General features: G+C 57.8%; 18 protein-coding genes and 1 pseudogene. 13 read left to right on the top strand and 6 right to left on the bottom strand.

The window, feature by feature from the left end; translation table 11 throughout:
* Positions 1-34 precede the first annotated feature (34 nt).
* From ACSQ3H_RS24195 to ACSQ3H_RS24220, 6 genes are read left to right on the top strand one after another with little or no spacing between them, the layout of a single operon-like run.
* Positions 35-994: an ABC transporter permease gene (locus ACSQ3H_RS24195; protein ID WP_436119667.1), complete on the top strand. Its 960-nt coding sequence runs from the start codon at positions 35-37 to the stop codon at positions 992-994.
* Positions 960-1,871, top strand: coding sequence for an ABC transporter permease (locus ACSQ3H_RS24200; RefSeq protein WP_436119668.1), 912 nt, complete (start codon positions 960-962; stop codon positions 1,869-1,871). Before ACSQ3H_RS24195 ends, ACSQ3H_RS24200 begins: the two co-directional genes overlap by 35 nt.
* An 18-nt stretch (positions 1,872-1,889) precedes the next feature.
* Complete coding sequence (locus tag ACSQ3H_RS24205; protein WP_436119669.1) at positions 1,890-2,807, top strand: dihydrodipicolinate synthase family protein; 918 nt, start codon at positions 1,890-1,892, stop codon at positions 2,805-2,807.
* A gap of 8 nt (positions 2,808-2,815) precedes the next feature.
* On the top strand, positions 2,816-3,841 hold the full coding sequence (locus ACSQ3H_RS24210; RefSeq protein ID WP_436119670.1) for an ABC transporter ATP-binding protein: 1,026 nt from the start codon (positions 2,816-2,818) through the stop codon (positions 3,839-3,841).
* Positions 3,838-4,794 carry an ABC transporter ATP-binding protein gene (locus ACSQ3H_RS24215; protein ID WP_436119671.1) on the top strand — a complete coding sequence of 319 codons (957 nt, stop codon included), beginning with the start codon at positions 3,838-3,840 and terminating at the stop codon, positions 4,792-4,794. Before ACSQ3H_RS24210 ends, ACSQ3H_RS24215 begins: the two co-directional genes overlap by 4 nt.
* Positions 4,795-4,809: 15 nt before the next feature.
* Positions 4,810-5,739, top strand: a complete 930-nt coding sequence (locus tag ACSQ3H_RS24220) for a dihydrodipicolinate synthase family protein (RefSeq protein WP_436119672.1) — start codon at positions 4,810-4,812, stop codon at positions 5,737-5,739.
* Between the two features lie 17 nt (positions 5,740-5,756).
* On the opposite strand, the gene ACSQ3H_RS24225 is transcribed toward ACSQ3H_RS24220, so the two are convergent.
* Complete coding sequence (locus tag ACSQ3H_RS24225; RefSeq protein WP_436119673.1) at positions 5,757-5,972, bottom strand: cysteine rich repeat-containing protein; 216 nt, start codon at positions 5,970-5,972, stop codon at positions 5,757-5,759.
* 99 nt (positions 5,973-6,071) lie between these two features.
* Between ACSQ3H_RS24225 and ACSQ3H_RS24230 the strand changes: the two genes are divergently transcribed.
* From ACSQ3H_RS24230 to ACSQ3H_RS24245, 4 genes and pseudogenes are all read left to right on the top strand, one after another.
* Positions 6,072-7,271, top strand: a complete 1,200-nt coding sequence (locus tag ACSQ3H_RS24230) for an efflux RND transporter periplasmic adaptor subunit (protein ID WP_436119674.1) — start codon at positions 6,072-6,074, stop codon at positions 7,269-7,271.
* Positions 7,268-10,414 (top strand): efflux RND transporter permease subunit, encoded by a 3,147-nt coding sequence (locus ACSQ3H_RS24235; RefSeq protein ID WP_436119675.1) that lies wholly within the window; start codon positions 7,268-7,270, stop codon positions 10,412-10,414. The genes ACSQ3H_RS24230 and ACSQ3H_RS24235 overlap by 4 nt, the downstream gene beginning before the upstream one ends.
* Before the next feature lie 23 nt (positions 10,415-10,437).
* Positions 10,438-10,578, top strand: a pseudogene (locus ACSQ3H_RS24240) (DUF4239 domain-containing protein); the annotation flags it as partial.
* A 288-nt stretch (positions 10,579-10,866) separates the two neighbouring features.
* Positions 10,867-12,579 (top strand): cache domain-containing sensor histidine kinase, encoded by a 1,713-nt coding sequence (locus ACSQ3H_RS24245; protein ID WP_436119676.1) that lies wholly within the window; start codon positions 10,867-10,869, stop codon positions 12,577-12,579.
* Positions 12,580-12,674: 95 nt separating this feature from the next.
* Here the strand turns inward: ACSQ3H_RS24245 and ACSQ3H_RS24250 are convergent, their stop codons facing one another.
* The 5 genes from ACSQ3H_RS24250 to ACSQ3H_RS24270 all read right to left on the bottom strand — a co-directional run bounded on the left by ACSQ3H_RS24250 (position 12,675) and on the right by ACSQ3H_RS24270 (position 16,982).
* Entirely contained in the window at positions 12,675-13,028 is a 354-nt protein-coding gene (locus ACSQ3H_RS24250; protein WP_436119677.1) for a DUF1622 domain-containing protein, read from the bottom strand.
* Between the two features lie 8 nt (positions 13,029-13,036).
* Positions 13,037-14,008: a formylglycine-generating enzyme family protein gene (locus ACSQ3H_RS24255; RefSeq protein WP_436119678.1), complete on the bottom strand. Its 972-nt coding sequence runs from the start codon at positions 14,006-14,008 to the stop codon at positions 13,037-13,039.
* The gene (locus ACSQ3H_RS24260; RefSeq protein ID WP_436119679.1) at positions 14,005-14,871 is read right to left on the bottom strand and encodes a bile acid:sodium symporter family protein; all 867 of its coding nucleotides are present in this window, start codon (positions 14,869-14,871) and stop codon (positions 14,005-14,007) included. The genes ACSQ3H_RS24255 and ACSQ3H_RS24260 overlap by 4 nt, the downstream gene beginning before the upstream one ends.
* 65 nt (positions 14,872-14,936) lie before the next feature.
* Positions 14,937-16,514, bottom strand: a complete 1,578-nt coding sequence (locus ACSQ3H_RS24265) for an arylsulfatase (RefSeq protein ID WP_436119680.1) — start codon at positions 16,512-16,514, stop codon at positions 14,937-14,939.
* A gap of 36 nt (positions 16,515-16,550) precedes the next feature.
* Positions 16,551-16,982, bottom strand: a complete 432-nt coding sequence (locus tag ACSQ3H_RS24270) for a YidH family protein (protein WP_436119681.1) — start codon at positions 16,980-16,982, stop codon at positions 16,551-16,553.
* Positions 16,983-17,472: 490 nt separating this feature from the next.
* On the opposite strand from ACSQ3H_RS24270, the gene ACSQ3H_RS24275 reads away from it, so the two are divergent.
* The 3 genes from ACSQ3H_RS24275 (at position 17,473) to ACSQ3H_RS24285 (ending at position 19,860) form a co-directional block, all read left to right on the top strand.
* A complete protein-coding gene (locus tag ACSQ3H_RS24275) occupies positions 17,473-17,700 on the top strand; it encodes a hypothetical protein (RefSeq protein WP_436119682.1) in 228 nt (75 codons plus the stop codon).
* 156 nt (positions 17,701-17,856) lie between these two features.
* A complete protein-coding gene (locus ACSQ3H_RS24280; protein WP_436119683.1) occupies positions 17,857-19,608 on the top strand; it encodes a hypothetical protein in 1,752 nt (583 codons plus the stop codon).
* Between the two features lie 78 nt (positions 19,609-19,686).
* Entirely contained in the window at positions 19,687-19,860 is a 174-nt protein-coding gene (locus ACSQ3H_RS24285) for a hypothetical protein (protein WP_436119684.1), read from the top strand.
* Positions 19,861-19,947 lie beyond the last annotated feature (87 nt).

Genomic DNA, 19,947 nt, shown 5'->3' on the forward strand with positions numbered 1-19,947 from the left:
GTGGCGTTGGCCACCCCGGCAAAACGGAACGAAAATGCTTCAATACAGTCTTCGACGTCTGCTGATAGGAGTGGGCATGCTCCTTGCCTTGAGCGTGCTGATCTTCGTGCTGTTGCGTCTCACCCCTGGCGATCCGATCGATGCCTATATAGATCCGAACATTCCGATGTCACCGCCGCAGCTTACCGAATTGCGCAGTCAACTTGGGCTCGACAAGCCTTTGCCGGTGCAATATCTGGCGTGGCTGCAACAGGCGATCACGGGTAATCTCGGCTTTTCGATCAAGCGTCAGGACCAACCGGTGTTGGGTTTGGTGTTGTCGCGTATAGGTCCGACGGTCCTGCTGATGGGATCAGCATTGGTCATCGCCATCGTCGTCGGCATCGTCACTGGTGTTGTCAGCGCGGTACGGCGGAACTCTCCTGTTGACCTGTCATTTTCGGTGTTTGCCCTTGTTGGCATTTCGAGCCCGGCCTTTCTGAGCGCCCTGATCGGCCTCTATATATTTGCCGTTCGTCTGAGATGGGCTCCGTCTGGTGGCATGCTGACGCCCGGCGCAGAATTTTCCATTGCTGATCTGCTCCATCATTTGATCTTGCCGGCGGCGCTTCTCTCTATCGCCCAAGCCGCCTTGATCATGCGCTATATGCGCTCTTCTCTACTGGAAGTGCTCAACCAGGATTACGTGCGGACGGCCCGTGCAAAAGGCGTCAAGGAATTCTGGGTCATCGCCAAGCATGCCTTGCGCAATGCCTTGCTGCCCGTGGTGACGGTCATCGGCTCGACCATCGGTCTGGCAATTGGCGGCGCAATCTTCATCGAGAGCGTGTTCAACTGGCCGGGCATGGGGCTGTTGCTCGTCAATGCCGTCGAGACGCGTGATTACCCGGTCATCATGGGTGCGACGCTGATCATCGGCGCCTGCGTGATCGTCGTCAATCTTTTGACCGACATCACCTATGCGGTCATCGATCCACGTATCAAGGTGGGTTGAGATGAGTGTGCGGGCAGTTCCCTACAGTCCAGGTCCGATGGCGCGCGCATTTCACCGCTTCGGCCACAACAAGGCGGCGCTGTTCGGCGTCTGCATCATCGTGCCGATGCTGGTCATGATCCTGTCCTATCCGCTGTGGTGGACGCTCAAGCCGAACGACATCGATCTTTTGGCCATGAACAGTAGACCGACCGCCACCCATTGGTTCGGAACGGATGGCGTCGGCCGCGATGTTTTTGTCCGCGTGCTTGAAGGCGGGCGCATTTCCCTGCTGGTAGCCGTGGCCTCGACCATCATCTCGGCGATCATCGGATTTCTGGTCGGCGCCATCTCGGCGCTTGCCGGGCGCTGGGCCGATGCTGTCATCATGCGCTTTGTCGATCTGGTCATGACTTTGCCACCAGTGATTTTCCTGCTGGTGCTGGCATCAATCGCCGGTACTGGTATCTGGCCGACGGTCCTTGTCATCTCGCTGCTCTCGTGGCCACTGTTGTCACGCATGATCCGCTCGCGCCTGCTCGAATTGCGCGAACGCGATTTCGTCCTGGCATCGCGCGGCATGGGGGCAGGGCTCGGGCACCTCCTGTTCCGTCACGGCCTGCCGAACTCCATTGATATCCTTGTTGTCTATGCCACGCTGCAAATCGCCAATGCGATCCTTCTAGAAGCGGGCCTTTCCTTCCTCGGTCTGGGCATCGCCCCGCCCGCCGCCAGCTGGGGCAACATGCTCAATGCCGCCCGCTCAACTGCGGTTCTCGAACAATTTCCCTGGCAATGGCTGTTTCCCGGCGGAGCGCTGGTCCTTGCCGTTCTTGCAATCAACTTCATTGGCGATGGTCTGAGAGATGCCTTCGATCCTCGCGCCGAGCTAAATTAACAAGAAAGAAAAGCGAAAATGACAAAATTCCATGGTGTTGTTCCTCCTGTCGTAACACCGCTCAATCCGGATTTTACGGTTGACTATCCTTCTTACACGCGCGTGCTCGAACATCTGATTGGGGCAGGGTGCCACGGCGTGTTCGTTCTGGGCTCCACGAGTGAAGTGGTGTTTCACAACGAGAAGACGCGGCAGGAAATCCTCGAACACTCGGTGAAAGTCGTCAACGGCCGCGTACCGGTCATTGCCGGCGTACTCGATGCCACGACCGATAACGTCATTGGTCATGCCAGGATCGCCAAGGCGGCCGGTGCTGCCGCGGTAGTCGTGACCGCACCGTATTATACCGTGACCAGCCAGCCCGAGATCATCGACCATTTCCGATACATCAAGGATGCCGTCGATATTCCTCTTGTCGCCTACGACATCCCGGTCTGCGTTCACACCAAACTCGCGCGTTCGACAGTGACCACGCTGGCAAAGGAAGGCACCATCATCGGTCTCAAAGATTCGAGTGGCGATGACGGCAATTTCCGTTACGCCTTGCTGGATCTCGCCGAACACAAGGACATTTTCCTGATGACCGGCTCCGAGATCGTCGTCGACAATGCGTTGTCGATGGGCGCGCACGGTGTTGTCCCGGGTCTCGCCAATGTCGATCCGCACGGCTATGTCCGCCTTTGGGATGCCGCCCAGCGCGGCGATTGGACCGCGGCGCGCAAGGAGCAGGGACGGCTATGCCGCCTGTTCGAGATCGTCTGGGTTGCGCAAAGCCGCGTCAGCGGCGGCGCGTCCGGCGTGGGCGGGTTCAAGACCGCCATGCGCAGCCTTGGTATCATCGACACGAACGTCATGCCACGCCCCCGGCAGGCGCTCAACGATGCAGAAACTACAAAGATCGACGCGATCCTGCGTGTCACGGGCTTGCTCGGCTGATGCCAGACATGGACAAGCGCATCATCGAACCCATTCTCGATATTCGCGGGCTGCGGACAATCTTCCGCACCCGCGGCGGCGAGATCACGGCTGTCAACGGCATCGACCTCACCGTTGCAGCCGGCGAAACGGTGGCGCTTGTCGGCGAATCTGGCTCCGGCAAATCCGTAACCAGCCTGTCGGTCATGCGCCTGTTGACCCGCAATGTCGGGGCGATCGCGGCCGGAAGTATCCGCTTCAAGAGCAAGGATGGCGCGGTTCGCGACCTCGTTACGCTGGGTGAGGAAGATATGCGGAAAATCCGCGGCGACGATATCGGCATGGTGTTCCAGGAGCCAATGTCGAGTCTCAATCCCGTGTTTACCGTTGGCGACCAGATCGCTGAACCTATCCGCATCCATCGCAATGTTGACCGGAAAACCGCCATGAATTCGGCGGTCGGACTTCTGGATCAAGTCGGCATTCCCGATGCGAGACGTCGGGCAGGGCAATATCCGCACGAGCTTTCCGGCGGTATGCGCCAGCGTGCGACGATCGCCATGGCGCTTGCCTGCGATCCGACACTGCTGATCGCCGACGAACCGACGACCGCACTCGATGTGACCATTCAGGCGCAGATCCTCGACCTTCTGCTCAAGCTGCAGCGCGAGCGTGGCATGGGCATGCTGTTCGTCACGCATAATCTTGGCGTGGTGGCCGAGATCGCCCACCGTGTCGCGGTCATGTATGCTGGGCGGATCGTGGAGGAGGGGCCAGTCGGCGAGGTTTTCCGTAATCCGCGCCATCCTTACACGCTTGGTCTCCTTGCTTCTATGCCGCGCCTGGGCGACGCGACCCGCATGAAGCAGGCGGGAGAGAAACTGGCCGCTATCCCCGGTGTTGTGCCGAGCCTTGCCGACATGCCGGATGGCTGCGCATTTTCTCCGCGCTGCAGCTATGCCATCGATGCGTGCAGGGTGGCGGTGCCGCCCCTTGCCGAGGTCAATGCCATGCACCGTAGCCGATGCCTTAGATGGAAGGAGGTGAGCCGATGACCGCTGCTCCATTCCTCATCGTCCACGATCTGGCAAAACACTACGTTTCCCGTGGCACGAAACTCAATATCCTCGAAGGCATCTCCTTCAATATCGCCAAGGGCGAGGTGGTCGGGCTAGTGGGCGAGTCCGGCAGCGGCAAGACCACGATTGGCCGTTCGGTATTGCGGTTGGTCGAGCCTTCTTCGGGCAGCGTGAGGTTCGACGGCACCGAACTAACCACGCTCTCAGCTTCGCAAATGCGACGGACACGGCCCCGCATGCAGTATATCTTCCAGGATCCGTTTGCCAGTCTGTCGCCACGCATGACCATTGGCGAGATCCTGACCGAAGGTCTGAAAATCCAGCGCATCGGTACACGCCAGGAACGCCTCGATCGGGCTAGAACCGCACTGGAACAGGTCGATCTTCCAGCCGAAGCGATCAACCGCTATGCGCACGAGTTTTCGGGCGGACAGCGCCAGCGTATCGGAATTGCACGCGCGCTGACGCTCGCGCCGGAATTCATTGTCGCCGACGAGCCGGTTTCTGCGCTCGATGTGTCGATCCAAGCGCAGGTGATCAATCTCCTGCGCGATCTGCAGCAGCGGCTCGGTCTCACCATGCTGTTCATCTCGCATGATCTTGCAGTCGTTGAATATATCTGCGACCGGGTGATCGTGCTCTATCTCGGCCGCATCATGGAAATTGCGTCGAGTGCCGATCTCTACGCGCGGCCGCAACATCCCTATACGCGGGCGCTGCTTTCGGCGATCCCGTCGCCAGATCCGGATGCAAGCCGCGACCGGCAGATACTGAAGGGCGATATTCCAAGTCCGGCCAATCCGCCGAGTGGCTGTGTGTTTCGCACGCGTTGTCCGCTGGCGCTGGAGGCCTGCGCCCAAACAGTGCCGCAACTGCGTGAAGTCGCTCCGGGCCAGTTCAAGGCCTGTATCCGCGATGATTTGAACTGACCTCAGGAGCTCCATGTGAAATCAGGAAAACACGCGATCAGCGGCAATTGGGCCAGTCTCCTCCTGCCGATCGAGGCGGACGACAGCATTGAATTCGACAAGCTCGGAGATGAAATCGATATTCTGATCGATGCGAAGGTCGATGGTATCTACTCCAATGGCACCGCAGGCGAATTCCACAACCAGACCGAAGAGGAGTTCGACCGGATTCAATTGATGCTAACCGAACGCTGCCAAAAAGCTGGCATGCCCTTCGTCATCGGCGCCTGCCAGCCCGACTCCACGATTATGCTCAACCGTCTGCGTCGCGCAGCTTCGCTTGATCCCGCTGGCATTCAGGTCATCTTGCCGGACTGGTGGCCGCTAACTGACAGGGAGGCGATCGACTACCTCAACAGGGCATCCGAGATTGCCAGCGGAATTCCGCTTATCCTCTACAATCCACCGCATGCAAAACGCGTTCTTTCGCCAAAGGAACTCGGCGCGATACTGGCCGCAACACCCGTTGTGACCGGAGCGAAACTCGCCGATGGCGATGCAAACTGGTACGCCGCGGCCCGCGCGCATCTGCATCGAGTCGCGCTCTTCCTTCCCGGGCATCATCTTGCCACCGGTGTCAAGGAAGGTGTCGCCGCGGGGTCGTTTTCAAACGTCGCATGTCTTAGTCCGCGCGGTGCCCAGCGCTGGACGCAATTGATGCATGAAGATATCAATGCGGCCCTCGAGATTGAACAGCGCATCTGCAAATTCATGGACGAGCACATCGTTCCGTTCAGGCAGAAGGCTGGATATTCAAATGCCGCTCTCGACAAGCTGCTGGCCGCGATCGGCAATTGGGGTCCGGTAAGCACACGCTTACGTTTTCCATATCGCTGGATCGGCGAGGGCGAAGCTGAGCGCCTGCGCACCGTCGCCAAACAGGAACTGGGCGACATCATGATTTGATGAATGGGACGGCCAGTCTATTTCGGAGCGTGCGACTGGACGACTTTTTTGCATTCGGGCGTGAGCTTGTCCAATTGCTTGGCCAGACACTCGATAACCCGCCCGCCACCTGGCACAACGCCGGAGCAGTATTTCTGAAAGTCCGCCATGCATGCCGCACGTTCGGCGGCAGTTTGCGCCATGGCAGCGCTGCAGAACAGACCAATTCCAATGACGCTCAAGATTATCCGCATCTCATCCCCCCTACAATTTGTGATGGAGAGCTATCTCTCAGATGCCGAATAAAGTAGCATCCGTCATGCGTTTTCTGCAAAGGCCAATTGGGGGACAAGATGGCCAGAATAAGAGGATTGCACGCGCGACACGAACGTTCTTTCTGCGCAGGCCGCGGGATCGGTTTAGCTTGCACCGTGTTGTTTGCGCTGGGATTAGCTGGCTGTAATCAACAGAACACTTACGTTCCGCCACCGCCGCCCAAGGTCGATGTAGCGCTCCCGGTGAAGCAGAACGTCACGCCCTATCTCGAGGCGACGGGTAACACCGCAGCAGTCAACCAGACTGCGTTGGTTGCACGTGTTCAGGGCTTCATCGAGGAAATCGAGTACAAGGATGGCGATGCGGTGAAAGCCGGCACTGTGCTTTTCGTCATCGAACCCGAGTCTTACCAACTGGCGCTAGACCAGGCGACCGCTGCAAAGGCATCGGCCGACGCGTCTGTAAAGCTGTCGCAGGCGGAATATGAACGGCAGGCAGCGCTCGTATCCAAGACCTTCGCTACGCAGCAGGATCTGCAGAAGGCGGAGGCCCAACGCGAAGCCGACCTGGCCATTCAGCAACAGGCCGCGTCCAATATCAAACAGGCTCAGCTCAATTTGAGCTACACGCAGGTGAAAGCGCCGTTCGATGGTGTCGTCACCGCGCGGCTGGTGTCGATAGGCGAACTTGTCATCGCCTCCACCACGACGCTTGCAACCATTGTCCAGTTCAATCCCATCTATGTCAATTTCAACGTCAGCGAGAAGGACGTGCTGCGTATCCGCGCAGACATGAAGAAACGCGGGATGACCGCGCAGGATTTGAAAAAGGTGCGTGCCGAGGTCGGTCTGCAGAGCGAGACCGGCTACCCGCATGTGGGGACGCTCGACTATGTGGCGCCAACCATCACTTCCTCCACCGGCATGCTGGCCGTCCGTGCGGTGCTCCCGAACGCCGAACGGCAATTGCTGCCCGGCTATTTCGTGCGCGTGCGCGTTCCCTTGTTCGAAGAGCCGGGAATGTTGCTTGTTCCGGATCGCGCCATTGGCAGCGACCAGAGCGGGCGCTACGTCCTCGTTGCAGGCAAGGACGATATAGTCGAACAGCGCAAGGTTGAGATCGGTCAGCTGGTAGGCGAATTGCGGGTGGTTACCACGGGCGTCGCGCCGGAAGATCGCGTTGTCGTTTCCGGTCTGCTTTCGGCCATACCCGGCCAGAAGATCGAGCCGCAATTGACGGAACTGAGCGCCGTTGCTGCGAATGGCGCCGCGCAATGATCTCAAAGTTCTTCATAGAACGGCCGGTCCTGGCCAATGTCATCGCCATCCTCATGGTCGTCATTGGCTTCGTATCGCTGTACTCGCTGCCGGTTGCGCAATATCCGAATGTTGTGCCGCCAACCGTCCAGGTTACGACCCGCTATCCCGGCGCCAGTGCGCGGACGCTGATCGATACGGTGTCACTGCCGATCGAGCAGCAGGTGAACGGCGTCGAGAACATGCTCTATATGCAATCCTATGCGGCATCAGACGGCAGCTACTCGCTCACAGTCACATTCGCGATCGGCACCGACCTCGATGCGGCACAGGTGCTGGTGCAGAACAGAGTTTCTGCCGCTCTGGCCTCGCTGCCGCAATCGGTGCAGGTTCAAGGCGTCAATGTTCAGAAAAGGTCGACGTCGATCCTGGAGATCGTCACACTGACATCGCCGGACAAGAGCCATGACAGCCTCTACCTCAGCAATTACGCCACCATAGCGCTCAAGGATGAGATTGCCCGCATACCCGGCGTTGGCAATGTCACGGTGTTTGGCGCAGGCCAGTATTCGATGCGCATCTGGCTCGATCCGGACAAGATGCGGGCGCGCGGGCTGACCGCGCAGGATGTTATCCAGTCGCTGCAACAGCAGAGCGCGCAAGTCACTGCAGGTCAGGTGGGTATGCCGCCAGCGCCTGAGAACCAATCCTTCCAGTACACGATCAATGTCGAAAGCCGCCTCGACGATCCCGACGAGTTTGCTGCCGTCATCGTCAAGACAGACGCCAATGGCGGCATGACAAGGGTGCGCGATATCGGGCGGGTTGAACTCGGCGCCCAGACCTACAGTCAGGTATTCAAGCTCGATGGCGCGGATTCGGCGGGCCTTGCCATTTTCCTGTCGCCGGGCGCCAATGCACTCGATGTGGCTCAGCGTGTCAGCACCAGAACGAAGGCACTTGCGGCCGAATTTCCGCAAGGGGTCGCCTACTCCATTCCGTTCGACACGACCACGTTCGTCAGCCAGGCAATCGGCGAAGTCTACAAGACATTGTTCGAAGCGGCACTTCTGGTGCTGATCGTGATCCTTGTCTTCCTGCAGGACTGGCGGGCCATGCTGGTACCTGCGACGACGGTACCGGTGACGATCATCGGCGCTTTTGCCGCAATGGCTGCGATGGGTTTCTCGGTCAACCTCTCGACGCTGTTCGCTATCGTGCTGGCAATTGGCATCGTCGTTGATGACGCTATCGTGGTGGTCGAAAGTGCCGCACACAATATGGAACGCGGAATGTCGGGCCACGACGCCGCTATCAGCGCCATGGATGCGCTTTTCGGACCAATCGTCGGCATCACGCTTGTTCTCATGGCCGTGTTCCTGCCCGCTGCCTTTCTGCCCGGCATCACCGGCCAGATATTTGCGCAGTTCGCGCTGGTGATTGCCGCCACCGCATTCATAAGCGCTATCAACGCCGCAACGCTAAAGCCAACACAGTGCGCCATGTGGTTGCGAGTACCGGTGCCGCCGGAACAACGCAATTTCTTTTATCGCGGTTTCAATGCGGTCTACCAGCGTCTCGAGAATGGCTATGTTGGTGTGATCGGTTCGATGGTCGCGCGCAGCGGCCTCATGGCGGTGATCGCGCTGCTTATCATCGCCGCTGCCGGTTATGGCATGTCCCGCGCGCCAACCGGCTTCCTACCGATCGAGGATCAGGGTTATCTTCTGGCAGCTGTACAATTGCCTGACGGCGCTGCCCTTGGCCGCACTGAAAAATCATTGGAGGAAGTGGAGCGGGTCGCGAAGGAAACGCCGGGCGTCAGCCAGGTCATTACGATTGCCGGCATCTCCGCCCTCGACAACAATTCCTCGCTGGCCAATGCCGGTCTTGCCTACATTATGCTCAACGACTGGAGCAAGCGTGGTTCGGGTGAAGATTTGGCTTCGCTCTACACGACGCTCAACATGAAACTGAAAGGCGTCGGCGAGGGGCGGGTACTCGTTCTGCCGCCACCGCCGATCCAGGGTATCGGTAATGCCGGCGGGTTCACCATGCAGACAGAACTGCGCGATGGCAGTTTCGATCTCGCCAAATTGCAGAGCTCAACCAATGCTATCGTGAAGGCCGCTGAATCCCAATCGGGCATCCAGAGTATCAGCGCACCTTTCCGGGCAAATGCGCCGCAATACGATGTCGCGATCAACCGCGAGAAGGTCGAGAGCCTGTTGCTGACGACCGATCAGGTTTTCGACGCGCTCGCCAGCTATCTCGGCTCGAGCTATGTGGATCAGTTCAACAAATTCGGCCGGGTGTTCCAGATCTATGTTCAGGGAGATGCACAGTTTCGCCTGACGCCGGAAAGCATCAATAGTCTGACCGTGCGCAATCAGAATGGCGACATGATCTCGCTGGGAACAGTGTTGACCATCACACCGAGCGTTGGACCTTCGCTCATCAGCCTCTACAATCTCTATCCGTCCGCTTCGATCATCGGCGTACCGGCGACGGGCTTTTCGTCGGGCGAGGCGATCAAACTTATGGAAGAGATCGCAGCCGCCACTCTGCCGAACGGTTTGGGTTTCGACTGGACTGCTCTCTCGTTTCAGGAAAAGCTTGTCGGCAACCAGATGTACCTGGTTTTTGCGCTTGCTCTGCTGCTGGTTTATCTGGTGTTAGCGGGACAATATGAAAGCTGGATTGCCCCGGTGGCAGTTCTGCTTGCCGCACCGTTGTCATTGATCGGTCCTGTTTCGATTCTGCTGGGCCTGCATGTCGCCGTCAATCTCTACGTTCAGATCGGCCTTATCCTGCTCCTCGCACTTTCGGCCAAGAATGCAATTCTCATTGTAGAAATGGCGCGCGAATTGCGTGCCTCCGGCAAATCGATCATCGAGGCAGCCACCGGTGCGGCACGGGCTCGCTTCCGGCCGATCCTGATGACCTCGTTCGCCTTCATCCTCGGCGTGGCGCCGCTTGTATTTGCAACCGGGGCAGGCGCCAGCGCCCGCAAGTCGATCGGCATCACCGTTTTCAGTGGCATGATCGCCTCGACCTGCCTTGCCGTGCTCTTTGTGCCGTCGTTCTTCGTGGTCCTGCAGCGCTTTGAAGAGTGGCGCGCCGCGCGCAAGCGGCCCGCCGAAGCAAAGGTCCTGGACACCTGAGTGAACTGATGAGCAAACGCAGCATTTGCATGTTGCTTATGTGCGGACTGTCGGTAGCGGGGGCGGTATTCCTGATTATCGACATGGCTCACCCCTATCTCGGCATTATCCAGGTCTCGGATGCTCCGTTGCGAACCGCGCTTGCACATCTTGGACACAATTGAAAACGGCCTAGGCTTTGAATTTGCTGATCTGCTCAACCAGAAGCAGGCCGCGCGCTGTCTCCGCCATCTGAACGATATCCTCGGCGTCCCCATCGACTGAATTCTCGGTCTGCAGGGGAAGATTTCCTGGCGGATCAATTTTACCGCATCCGCGAGTAAAGAGCTGTTTTATGATATGCTGTACGGGGATAACGGCGTATCATGGGGGAAACGCCACTCGGGGACGATGATCGGGCAGGAAATCAAAATCATACCGCGCATGTTGAAGCGCTATGTCGGGAGCAGCCGGTGAAAATCCTGCGTAGGTCCAATGATCGCTGGAGCATCGCAGCCGTTCCGGCATTTTTGCGGCGTCTTGGCCTTATGCTCCCGGACGGGAAAGCCTTGCCGCCCAGCGTACCGATGAACGCCCCCGCGCTCCCGCTTGTGCCATACGGTCTCTTGCTGCTCATGAGCGTCGGCGTCATCATAATGGTGTTCATCGTCGGTGTTTTCGAAAGCCGGGACCGGATGGTCTCGCAATCGAAAATTCAGTTGCGCCAGAAGACCGCCCTGCTCGAAGCCTATGTCAGCAAGATACTCGAGGCGAACGACATGGTGCTTCAGGGTATTTCCTCCGAGATCGAACCCATATCGTGGCCGGAAATCGCGTCTTCGGACCGTGTGGTCAAATTTCTTGCCACCCAGAAACAATATCTGAAGCATTCGGGATTCATTGCCCTCGTGGACCACGACGGAAAACTCGTTTCTACCAGCGAAGGCTTCCGGAACAATTTGCTTGACGTGTCGGACCGGGACTATTTCCGATATCATCGGGACCATCCTTCGGACATCACGTTCATAGGCGAGCCCTTGATCGGTCGGGCGTACGAGAAACCGTCTTTATCGATGAGCAAGGCGCTGCATAGGGCTGATGGAAAGTTCGACGGTTTGATCCTGATCACGATGCCCATCGACTATTTCACCAGATTGTTCGATGGGGCAGCGTCTCCCTCGGACGCTGCCCAATTTCTGCGCGAGAACGGGGAAGTCGTGGTGAACGTCCCGTTCTGGGAGGGTGGCGCAATCGTACCTGATTGGTTCCGGCAGGCGACGGCCGAGAATCCGGTATCGGGTGAGATTCATCACGTTTCGTCTTCGGGAGGCATCGACCGCCTGGTGGCCTACCGGAAGGTCGAAGGATTCCCATTCTATGTAACCTACGGCATTGACGAGAATGTCCTGCTTGCAGGCTGGCGGCAGTCGGTGCGAGTCTATGGTACCGTTCTGGCCATCGCCCTTGCGGCGTTTCTCGCGACGGCCTGGCTGGCACGCCGCCGCTCTATTGCGTTGATGTATTCAAACGAGTCCCTGCGCGAAGTCAGTGAGCGCCTTCTGGTTTCGCAGGATGAGGAACGCCGTTCTATTGCCAGGGACCTCCACGACTCTACCGGCCAACATCTGATCGGCGCGGCAATGGAACTGGCGAACGTAAAATCCCGCCTGCCCGATAGCGACGACGAAACCTCGCGGGCATTGGCGCGCACGTCAAAACTCATTTCGCAAAGCAATGAGGAATTGCGGACACTATCCTACCTGCTGCATCCTCCCATGCTTGATGAATCCGGCCTTCCGAATGCCCTGGAGCTTCTCGTTGTCGGTTTTGAGGAGCGAAGCGGACTGGAAATCGAATTGAGGGTCGATCCCGTGCTGGCGGCAAAGCGACCTCCACAGGATGTGGAGCTGACTATTTTTCGCATCGTTCAGGAAGCGTTGACCAATATCTATCGCCACTCGCATGCCGGCAAGGCGACGATCAGGCTGGTTCGCCAAGGAAGCGAACCCGATTCAATGCTGTCGCTTACCGTCAAGGATGACGGCGTCGGCATCGAAAGGCGAAGACGCAGGAACGTCGGCGTCGGCCTTTCCGGCATGGAGGCGCGGCTTCGTCCGCTCGACGGCACGATCCATATTTCAACGGGCAAAAAGGGCACCACAATTTCAGTGAAAGTGCGCGGGTAAACGAATGATCGCGGCAGCCGATGTAGTCGCTCAATAAGTTCCTGTCGCTCTGTGCATGAAAGCCTGCCCCCCAGCCCTGTGATGTCATCAACGCTCTAGTCGGGATTGCGCTGGAGTTCGCCCATGTCACGTTGGTCGCGTTCGAGAAAGAAGTTGAGAAAGGTGCGGACCACCGCGATCGCCGCAATGCGGCCGATATCATCCCAAGCCGGAGTGACCGAGGTTTCAAGAATGTCGGCCGCAAGCTGGAAGGTTAGTCCCGCCACCAGCCAGCGCGAATAGCGCATCCACACATGCCTTACGGCGTGATGCCCTTCCGGGTGCGAAAACATCACCCTTGTGCCGTTGATAAACGCATCGATCGTGCCAATTGCGATGATGATCAAGGCGAAGATATCGATGATCGAGACGATTGGTTCCGTGAGCTGAATCAACAGGTCCCTGAGCATCGCGCGTTCTATCCTTCGCGATCCGGCCGGACGATGCAGCGGAAGCCGAGATGCGAGATAGACGTGTCGACGGGCTGCGACATGCGCGCCGCCGGTCTGTAGCGCCGGCAATAGTTCGGCGCGCAAAGATGCGACCCGCCCTTGGTAACCCTGCGCGCAATCTTGATTTCCGGTTGGCTCGGATCAAAGCTTTCCTCGAGCGTGCCGCCACGCGGGTTGTCCGCCGTGCAGCAGGGGCTCGTTATCTTGCCGTGTTCCTGGTACCAGTCCGTCGTCCATTCCCAGACATTGCCGGCCATATCGTAAAGACCATAGCCGTTGGCCGGAAAGGACCCGACCGGAGACGTATACTCGAAGCCGTCGTCGAGCGTGTTCCGGTAGGGGAAATCGCCCTGCCAGGTATTGGCCATATATTTTCCGCCGGGGGTGAACTCATCGCCCCAGACATATTCGGCTCCATCCAGGCCACCGCAAGCGGCGAATTCCCATTCGGCTTCGGTTGGCAATTCCTTGCCGATCCAGCGGCAATAGACTTCGACATCTTCGTAGGCGACGTGAACGACCGGGTGATCGGCAAGTTTCTTGATCGTACTGGCGGGCCCCCGCGGATTACGCCAGTTAGCGCCTCGCACATACACCCACCAGTTGAAATGATTGCTCATATCGACTGGTGCGGAAGGTTTCTTGAACATCGTCGAGGACGGCGCGAGCATTTCCGGCAAGGCGCCCGGGTAGTCATCGGGATTGGCAGGCTTTTCCGCAAGCGTGACATAACCGGTCGCCTCGACGAAACGGGCAAAGTCGCGATTGGTCACCGTAAACTTGTCCATCCAGAAACCATTGACCCGCACCCTGTGTGCAGGGGCTTCCTCGGGGTAGTAATCGTCAGAACCCATGCGAAATTCGCCGCCAGGAACCCAGACCATATTATCGAAGGGAGCAGATGTGCTTTGCGTTCGTTCCTGCTGGTTTAGCATCATTTCACCTCCGGATGGAGCGCATGAATGCTCGTGCGCCATCTGACATAGGGTATCGAGACAATAGCTCCGATGACAAGATGGTAAAGCACGACCGCCATCACAGCCCTTTCTTCAGGAAAATTCAAGCTGGCGATTGCCAGTGCAACGCCAGGATGCCGCGTTCCCGTGGCCAGCGCGAGCACCGTGCGGTCATCGGGATCGGGACCGCCAAGAAAGTGACCGATGCCGACGCCAATAAGGGTGAACAGCACCAGTATGATGACAATTCCGTTTCCGACCAAGGCCGAGATGGCATGCCAGGCAATGAACAAGACCGGCACGACGGCGACGATCAGCAGCAGGGTTGCAAACCGCGAGATCGGACGTTCGATGCGCTTGGCAAGGTCAGGCGCAAAATGACGGATGACGACACCCGCGACCAGCGGGCCGATCACCGACAGCAGCACGACGGATGCGATTGTGCTCGCCGGTTCGTGCATGTTGATATTGAACGAACTGCCTAATAGGCGGATTGCAATCGGAACGAGAATGATCGAAACCAGCGCGGTGGCCACCAGCAGGCCGATCGTATAGGAGGCCGATCCCCCGGCCTTTTCCTGCTTGCCCGGCAGCACCGGCGGCACCGGCGAAACGGCGAGCGCAACAAGCGCGATCTTGATGGCCGGGTGGAGATTGAACAGCAGCGACAGCAGGACCGCGATCACCAGCATGATGATATTCATCGAAAGAATGGCGCGGACAAGCAGCCCCGGTCTCCGGAACAGGTACGTCACATCATTGAACGTCGCACTCAATCCAAGTGCGAAGACAATGAGGAACATGCTCGCATTGATCGCGAACCCGATGATCTGCGCCAGCGTCATGCCTCTTTCCCTTGCCAATTGACGGACAGAGGGCGGCTGTCTTGCGAAGCCGCCCTCGACGATCTCTAGTTGAATTTGCCGCTGGTTGCTTCAGCCATTTTCGCGAGCGCATCGTTGATCGTGAAGCTCGCAGCCTTCTGACTGGGCGGAAAGTCCTTGAATGTCGCCGCGAATTTGTCCGCGATCATGTAGGCGCCGAACAGAATATAGTCGTGGTACAGGAACCACTCGTAATAGCTGTTGGAGGTCACGTCCGCTCGCTCATAGGGGTCAGTGCGCAGGTTGAACAGCTTTGGCAGCCGCAGCGGTGTAAATGGTTCTGCCCAGATCCGCATGGTGCCCTGACAACGTTGTTCCATGAATACCACCTTCCAATTGTCGTAGCGGATGCCGAGCACGTCGCCGTCGTCACTGAAATAGACGAAGAGCTTCCGCGGGCTGCCCTTCTCCTGCCCGGTGAGATAGGGCAGAAGATTGTAGCCGTCGATGTGGTTCTTGAATGGCTTGCCGTTGGCGGTGTAGCCCTTTTTGAGTTTGTCCATGACGTCGGGATCGCCCGCCATCGCAAGGAAGGTCGGCAACCAATCGTGGTGCTGGATGATTTCGTTCGATACCGATCCTGCCTTGATCTTTCCTGGCCAGCGCACAAGCATTGGAACACGGAAAGCGCCTTCCCAATTAGAGTTTTTCTCGCTGCGGAATGGGGTCATGCCTGCATCCGGCCACGAGTTCATGTGCGGTCCGTTGTCGGTCGAATACATGACGAATGTATCTTCGGTGATGCCAAGTTCGTCGAGATAGTCGAGCATATCGCCGACGTTCTTGTCATGATCGATCATTGTATCGTGATAGGGAGACTGCCAGCGCCCGGCCTGCCCGAGGCTCGATTTCTTCGTATGCGTGAACAGATGCATGTGTGTGGTGTTGAGCCAGACGAAGAATGGCTTGCCGGCGCTGTTCTGCCGCTTGATGAAATCTTTGGCTGCGTCGACGAATTCCTCATCGCAGGTTTCCATCCGCTTGGTGGTCAGCGGCCCGGTGTCCTTGATTTTCTGCTTGCCTACTCTGCCCCAGCGCTTTTCCTCCGTTGGATCGTCCTTATCTTGTGCCCAGGAATGGATCACGCCGCGCGGCCCGATGCTTTCGCGAAGGCCCGGAAAGTCCTTTTCCGGAAAATAATCATACATTTCAGGCTCTTCCTCGGCATTGAGGTGGTAGAGATTGCCAAAGAATTCATCGAAACCGTGGACAGTCGGCAGGAATTTGTTGAGGTCGCCAAGGTGATTCTTGCCAAATTGACCTGTCGCATAACCTTGATTTTTCAACAGGTCTGCGATCGTAACGATCTCGGGTTGAAGTCCGCTCGCTGCGCCCGGAATGCCGACCTTGGAGAGACCTGTCCGATAAGCGCTCTGGCCCGTTATGAACGATGATCTTCCGGCCGTGCATGACTGCTCACCATAGCTGTCGGTGAACATCATGCCTTCCTTGGCGAGGCGGTCGATATTGGGTGTCTGGTAGCCCATCAGACCCCGGCTGTAGCAGCTCAGATTGGAGATGCCGATGTCATCGCCCCAGATCACCAGGATATTCGGTTTGCCGCCGCCCTTTTTCGGTTTCTCGCTCTTTTTATCTTTGGCCAATTTCATAACTCCTCTGTGAAGGGTTTACTCGTGGAATCAGCTGCCCGTTCCGTCCTGAAACGGGCCGATATTGAAGACCATGCTGGCGACAGCGAAGAGACCGATGAGAAGCAGGATCACTGCCGTCACAAGTGTGTACGAAACCGGATAGCGACTCTCACCGTGGATCAGACCATCCCTGACCATCTCTTCCCGGGTACGGCGTAGTTCGAGCATGAATTGCGTGTGATAGATGATGCCGATCACCAGCATACATATGCCGAGAAGCACGAGCGCGATCCCGAAATTGCGTGGCGCGGCGGCATGGGGAAGCGTGCCCGCTTCGCGCAACTTCTGGAAGAACTGGAAAATCGTGAAACCGAAGCCGATCAGCGAGAGGGAGGTGCGGATCACCGACATCAAGGTGCGGTCGGCGCTCATGCGGGTCCGCTGGAATGACATGCCGGTACGCCGTGCGGACAGGTCCACCGAAATCACATCAGACGGGGATTTTGAATTCGCATGTTCCATGGGGGTCGTTGGGCCTTGTTCGTCGCGAACACGTTCGCCACTGGAGTGCCGGTTTGTAAGTACGTAACAGTTACAGCAGCCTTCCGGCTTACTTGCCGAGGGCGAACTGGAAGTTGACGCCCATCGAATACCTACCCATTCGGATTGCCTCTACCCGGCAGGTTGAGGGAGTGCGTAACGGTAACAAAAGCAAGGGTAGAAAGGGCGGAGCGATACCTCCACGATGGCCATGATCAGAATATTTTCCGTCCCTTAGGACATGTCCTTGGGGGCTTTTACCGTAACGTACTCCCGCCGCGAGTATCTATTATGCACTATCTCTGGATGGAAACCGCGTATTCGGCATTTTGCCGGATAGCTCGAATGGATTAGTTCATGGCCTGACCGAAGCGGAGGTTCAGCATAGGCAATGTCGACGGCTTCATCCCAACGGGGACTCTGGAAATTGATGCTCAAGCTACCGGCGATGCGCGGCCAGCTGCAGATGCTCAGTACCCGGAATTCTACCTTGGTGAGCCTGTGCGACGCCTTTGACGAAGCCAGTTCCACGCTCGACCGTTTGCGGCGAAATGGCTCCACGGACGACAAGCTGCTGATCGAGTACGAAACCTTGTGTTCCGATATCGAGAATGAAGTCATCGACATCTGCATTGCGGCGCGCAACAAAATGCCGTGACCGGATACCCGGTCGGATATCCTCTTTTCTCTAATCAATTCTGGTTGAGACCGAGTGTCTCAGTACAATTCCGGTACAACCTAGGGTATTCACCCTATGGCTTCTTCGCCTGTTCCGTTCAATTCTGTCCCGGGCGGAAAGCACGGGGGGTGTGCCATGGAAGTTGACGTCAATGTCGACGCACCAGAAACCGAAAGGGTCACCGAACGGGAGGCGAAGCAGGAATTGGACAGGCTCTTGTCCGATCCCCAGTTTCACTCGACGGATCGCAACAGGAATTTCCTGCGATTCGTAGCCAACGAAATGTTCGAGGGTCGCGCTGCTGCGGTGAAGGCCTATACGATCGCTGTCGATGTGTTTGGCCGCCCCTGCAGCTTCGATCCCACGACCGATCCAATTGTCCGTATAGAGGCGACACGGCTTCGGGCTTCTCTAGCCCAGTATTACGAAACCCACGCCGAAGAAGGTAGCGTTCGCATCGAGCTACCGCGCGGGCGCTATATTCCGGTTTTCACCAAGGCTCCGCCGCAAACTGAAACTCTTGACGAAGCCGACCTCCTGGACGCTCCCGAATTCAGGAACATCAATTCCGGGTGGTGGAATACCATCTCCGATCGCAGGCTCGTCCTTGCAGGACTTGCTGCAGCCGCTTGCGGTTTCTTGTGGTTTCTTTCCAGCAGGGGTCCCGTTTTTTCGGAGAAGCCAAACGTTGCCATCGAGATGAAATTGGCCGGTGACCAGACGGACACCGAAGCCAGACTGATCCGCGATTATCTGATGACGGCCCTGTCACAATATCAGACCCTCAAGCTTGCTGCAGGAGACATGCCGGCGGATACGAGCGGAAATGTCATTCGATTGGCGGCCGGCTCCCTGTTCGGTTCTGAACGCCGAACAGATGCTCCCTATCAGGTAATCCTCAAATATCATCCTGCCGACGACGACCGTTCGGTGTGGTGGCAGGTTATCAATCCTGCCACGGGAGAAGCCTTGCGTTCGGGAGTCGAGCGTGTCGACGCGGACAACAGGCCGGGTATCGACGTTCGCCACGAACTTGTCACGGACCTGGCAAACCGGTTTGCCGGTACGCGCGGCGTGATCAACGGCCTCGAGTTGACGCGGGAACTGGTGTCGCCAACGTTCGGTAATGGCTGCATCCTGCGCTCCGCAATGGCTCTCGAAGAGCTCGACGCGAACCAATTACAAGATGCGCGGACCTGCCTCGACACCACGCTGCTGGCCACGCCGAACGATCCGGACATCAACGCCGAACTCGCAATCGTCGATCTCGAGTTGGACGCACCCGAAGCGCCGACCGAATTGACTACGCGGGCGCTGACGCTGGCAAACAAAGCCGTTTCGCTCGCCCCTATGTCCGACCGCGCCGGCTACGCGCAAATGCTGGCACAATTCCGCAATGGCCAGACAGAAGCAGCTTTCGCGTCCGGGTACCGCGCAATCGGACTCAATCCCGGTAATAGCCTCATCCCGGCCAGGCTGGGAGCAATGCTGTTTGCCGAAGGCAGATGGGCAGAAGGTGCTGGGATGGCGATCAAGGCTGGTATGATCGACGGCCTCCCGCCCAGCGATGCCGGGCTCACGCTTGCGCTCGATGCCTACCGGCGCGGAGAATTTGCGGAAGCTCTGCTTCGCGTGCAGCAGATGGGCAGGTCAGACAACTATATCGCCAACATTCTCGAACTCGCGGCAGCGGGCCAGACGGAAAATGCCGGAGACGTAAACGAAGCTGCAAAACGTCTGAACGCCCAGCGCAAGCATTTCCCGGCATCATTCCGGTCCGATATGGCGGCCCGCCGCTATTCACCGGAGATAGTGGATCAGCTTGGTGCCGGGTTGACGAAGGCAGGCTTCACCTTGCCTGCCCCGGTGGCTGACGCATCCAATTAACAGTTACGTACTTGTTCCGCTGCCATCAGAGACAACTCTGGAGCCGACGTATCACATTGCTCATTCAGGGTGTGCAGAATGATCCATCGACTTTTCTTTGCAATCCCGTTTGCTGCCTTATTGCTGGCCGTTGTTTCGTCACCCGTCATTGCGGAAGACATCAATCTCCCGATGGGTGACGTCCCGACCAGTTTCGGACTTCCCGCCAATCAGGCCACTATCGAAAAACTTTATGACGAGCTCGACTATTAGCGTGCCACCCAAGCCTACATCTGGGCTCTGCCGATTGTCGGGTTCGCGGAATGGCAGGCTTCGACGCGCAAGGACCTTGGCGCAGGC

This window comes from Phyllobacterium sp. LjRoot231 (genome assembly GCF_964253365.1).
Classification (GTDB): domain Bacteria; phylum Pseudomonadota; class Alphaproteobacteria; order Rhizobiales; family Rhizobiaceae; genus Phyllobacterium.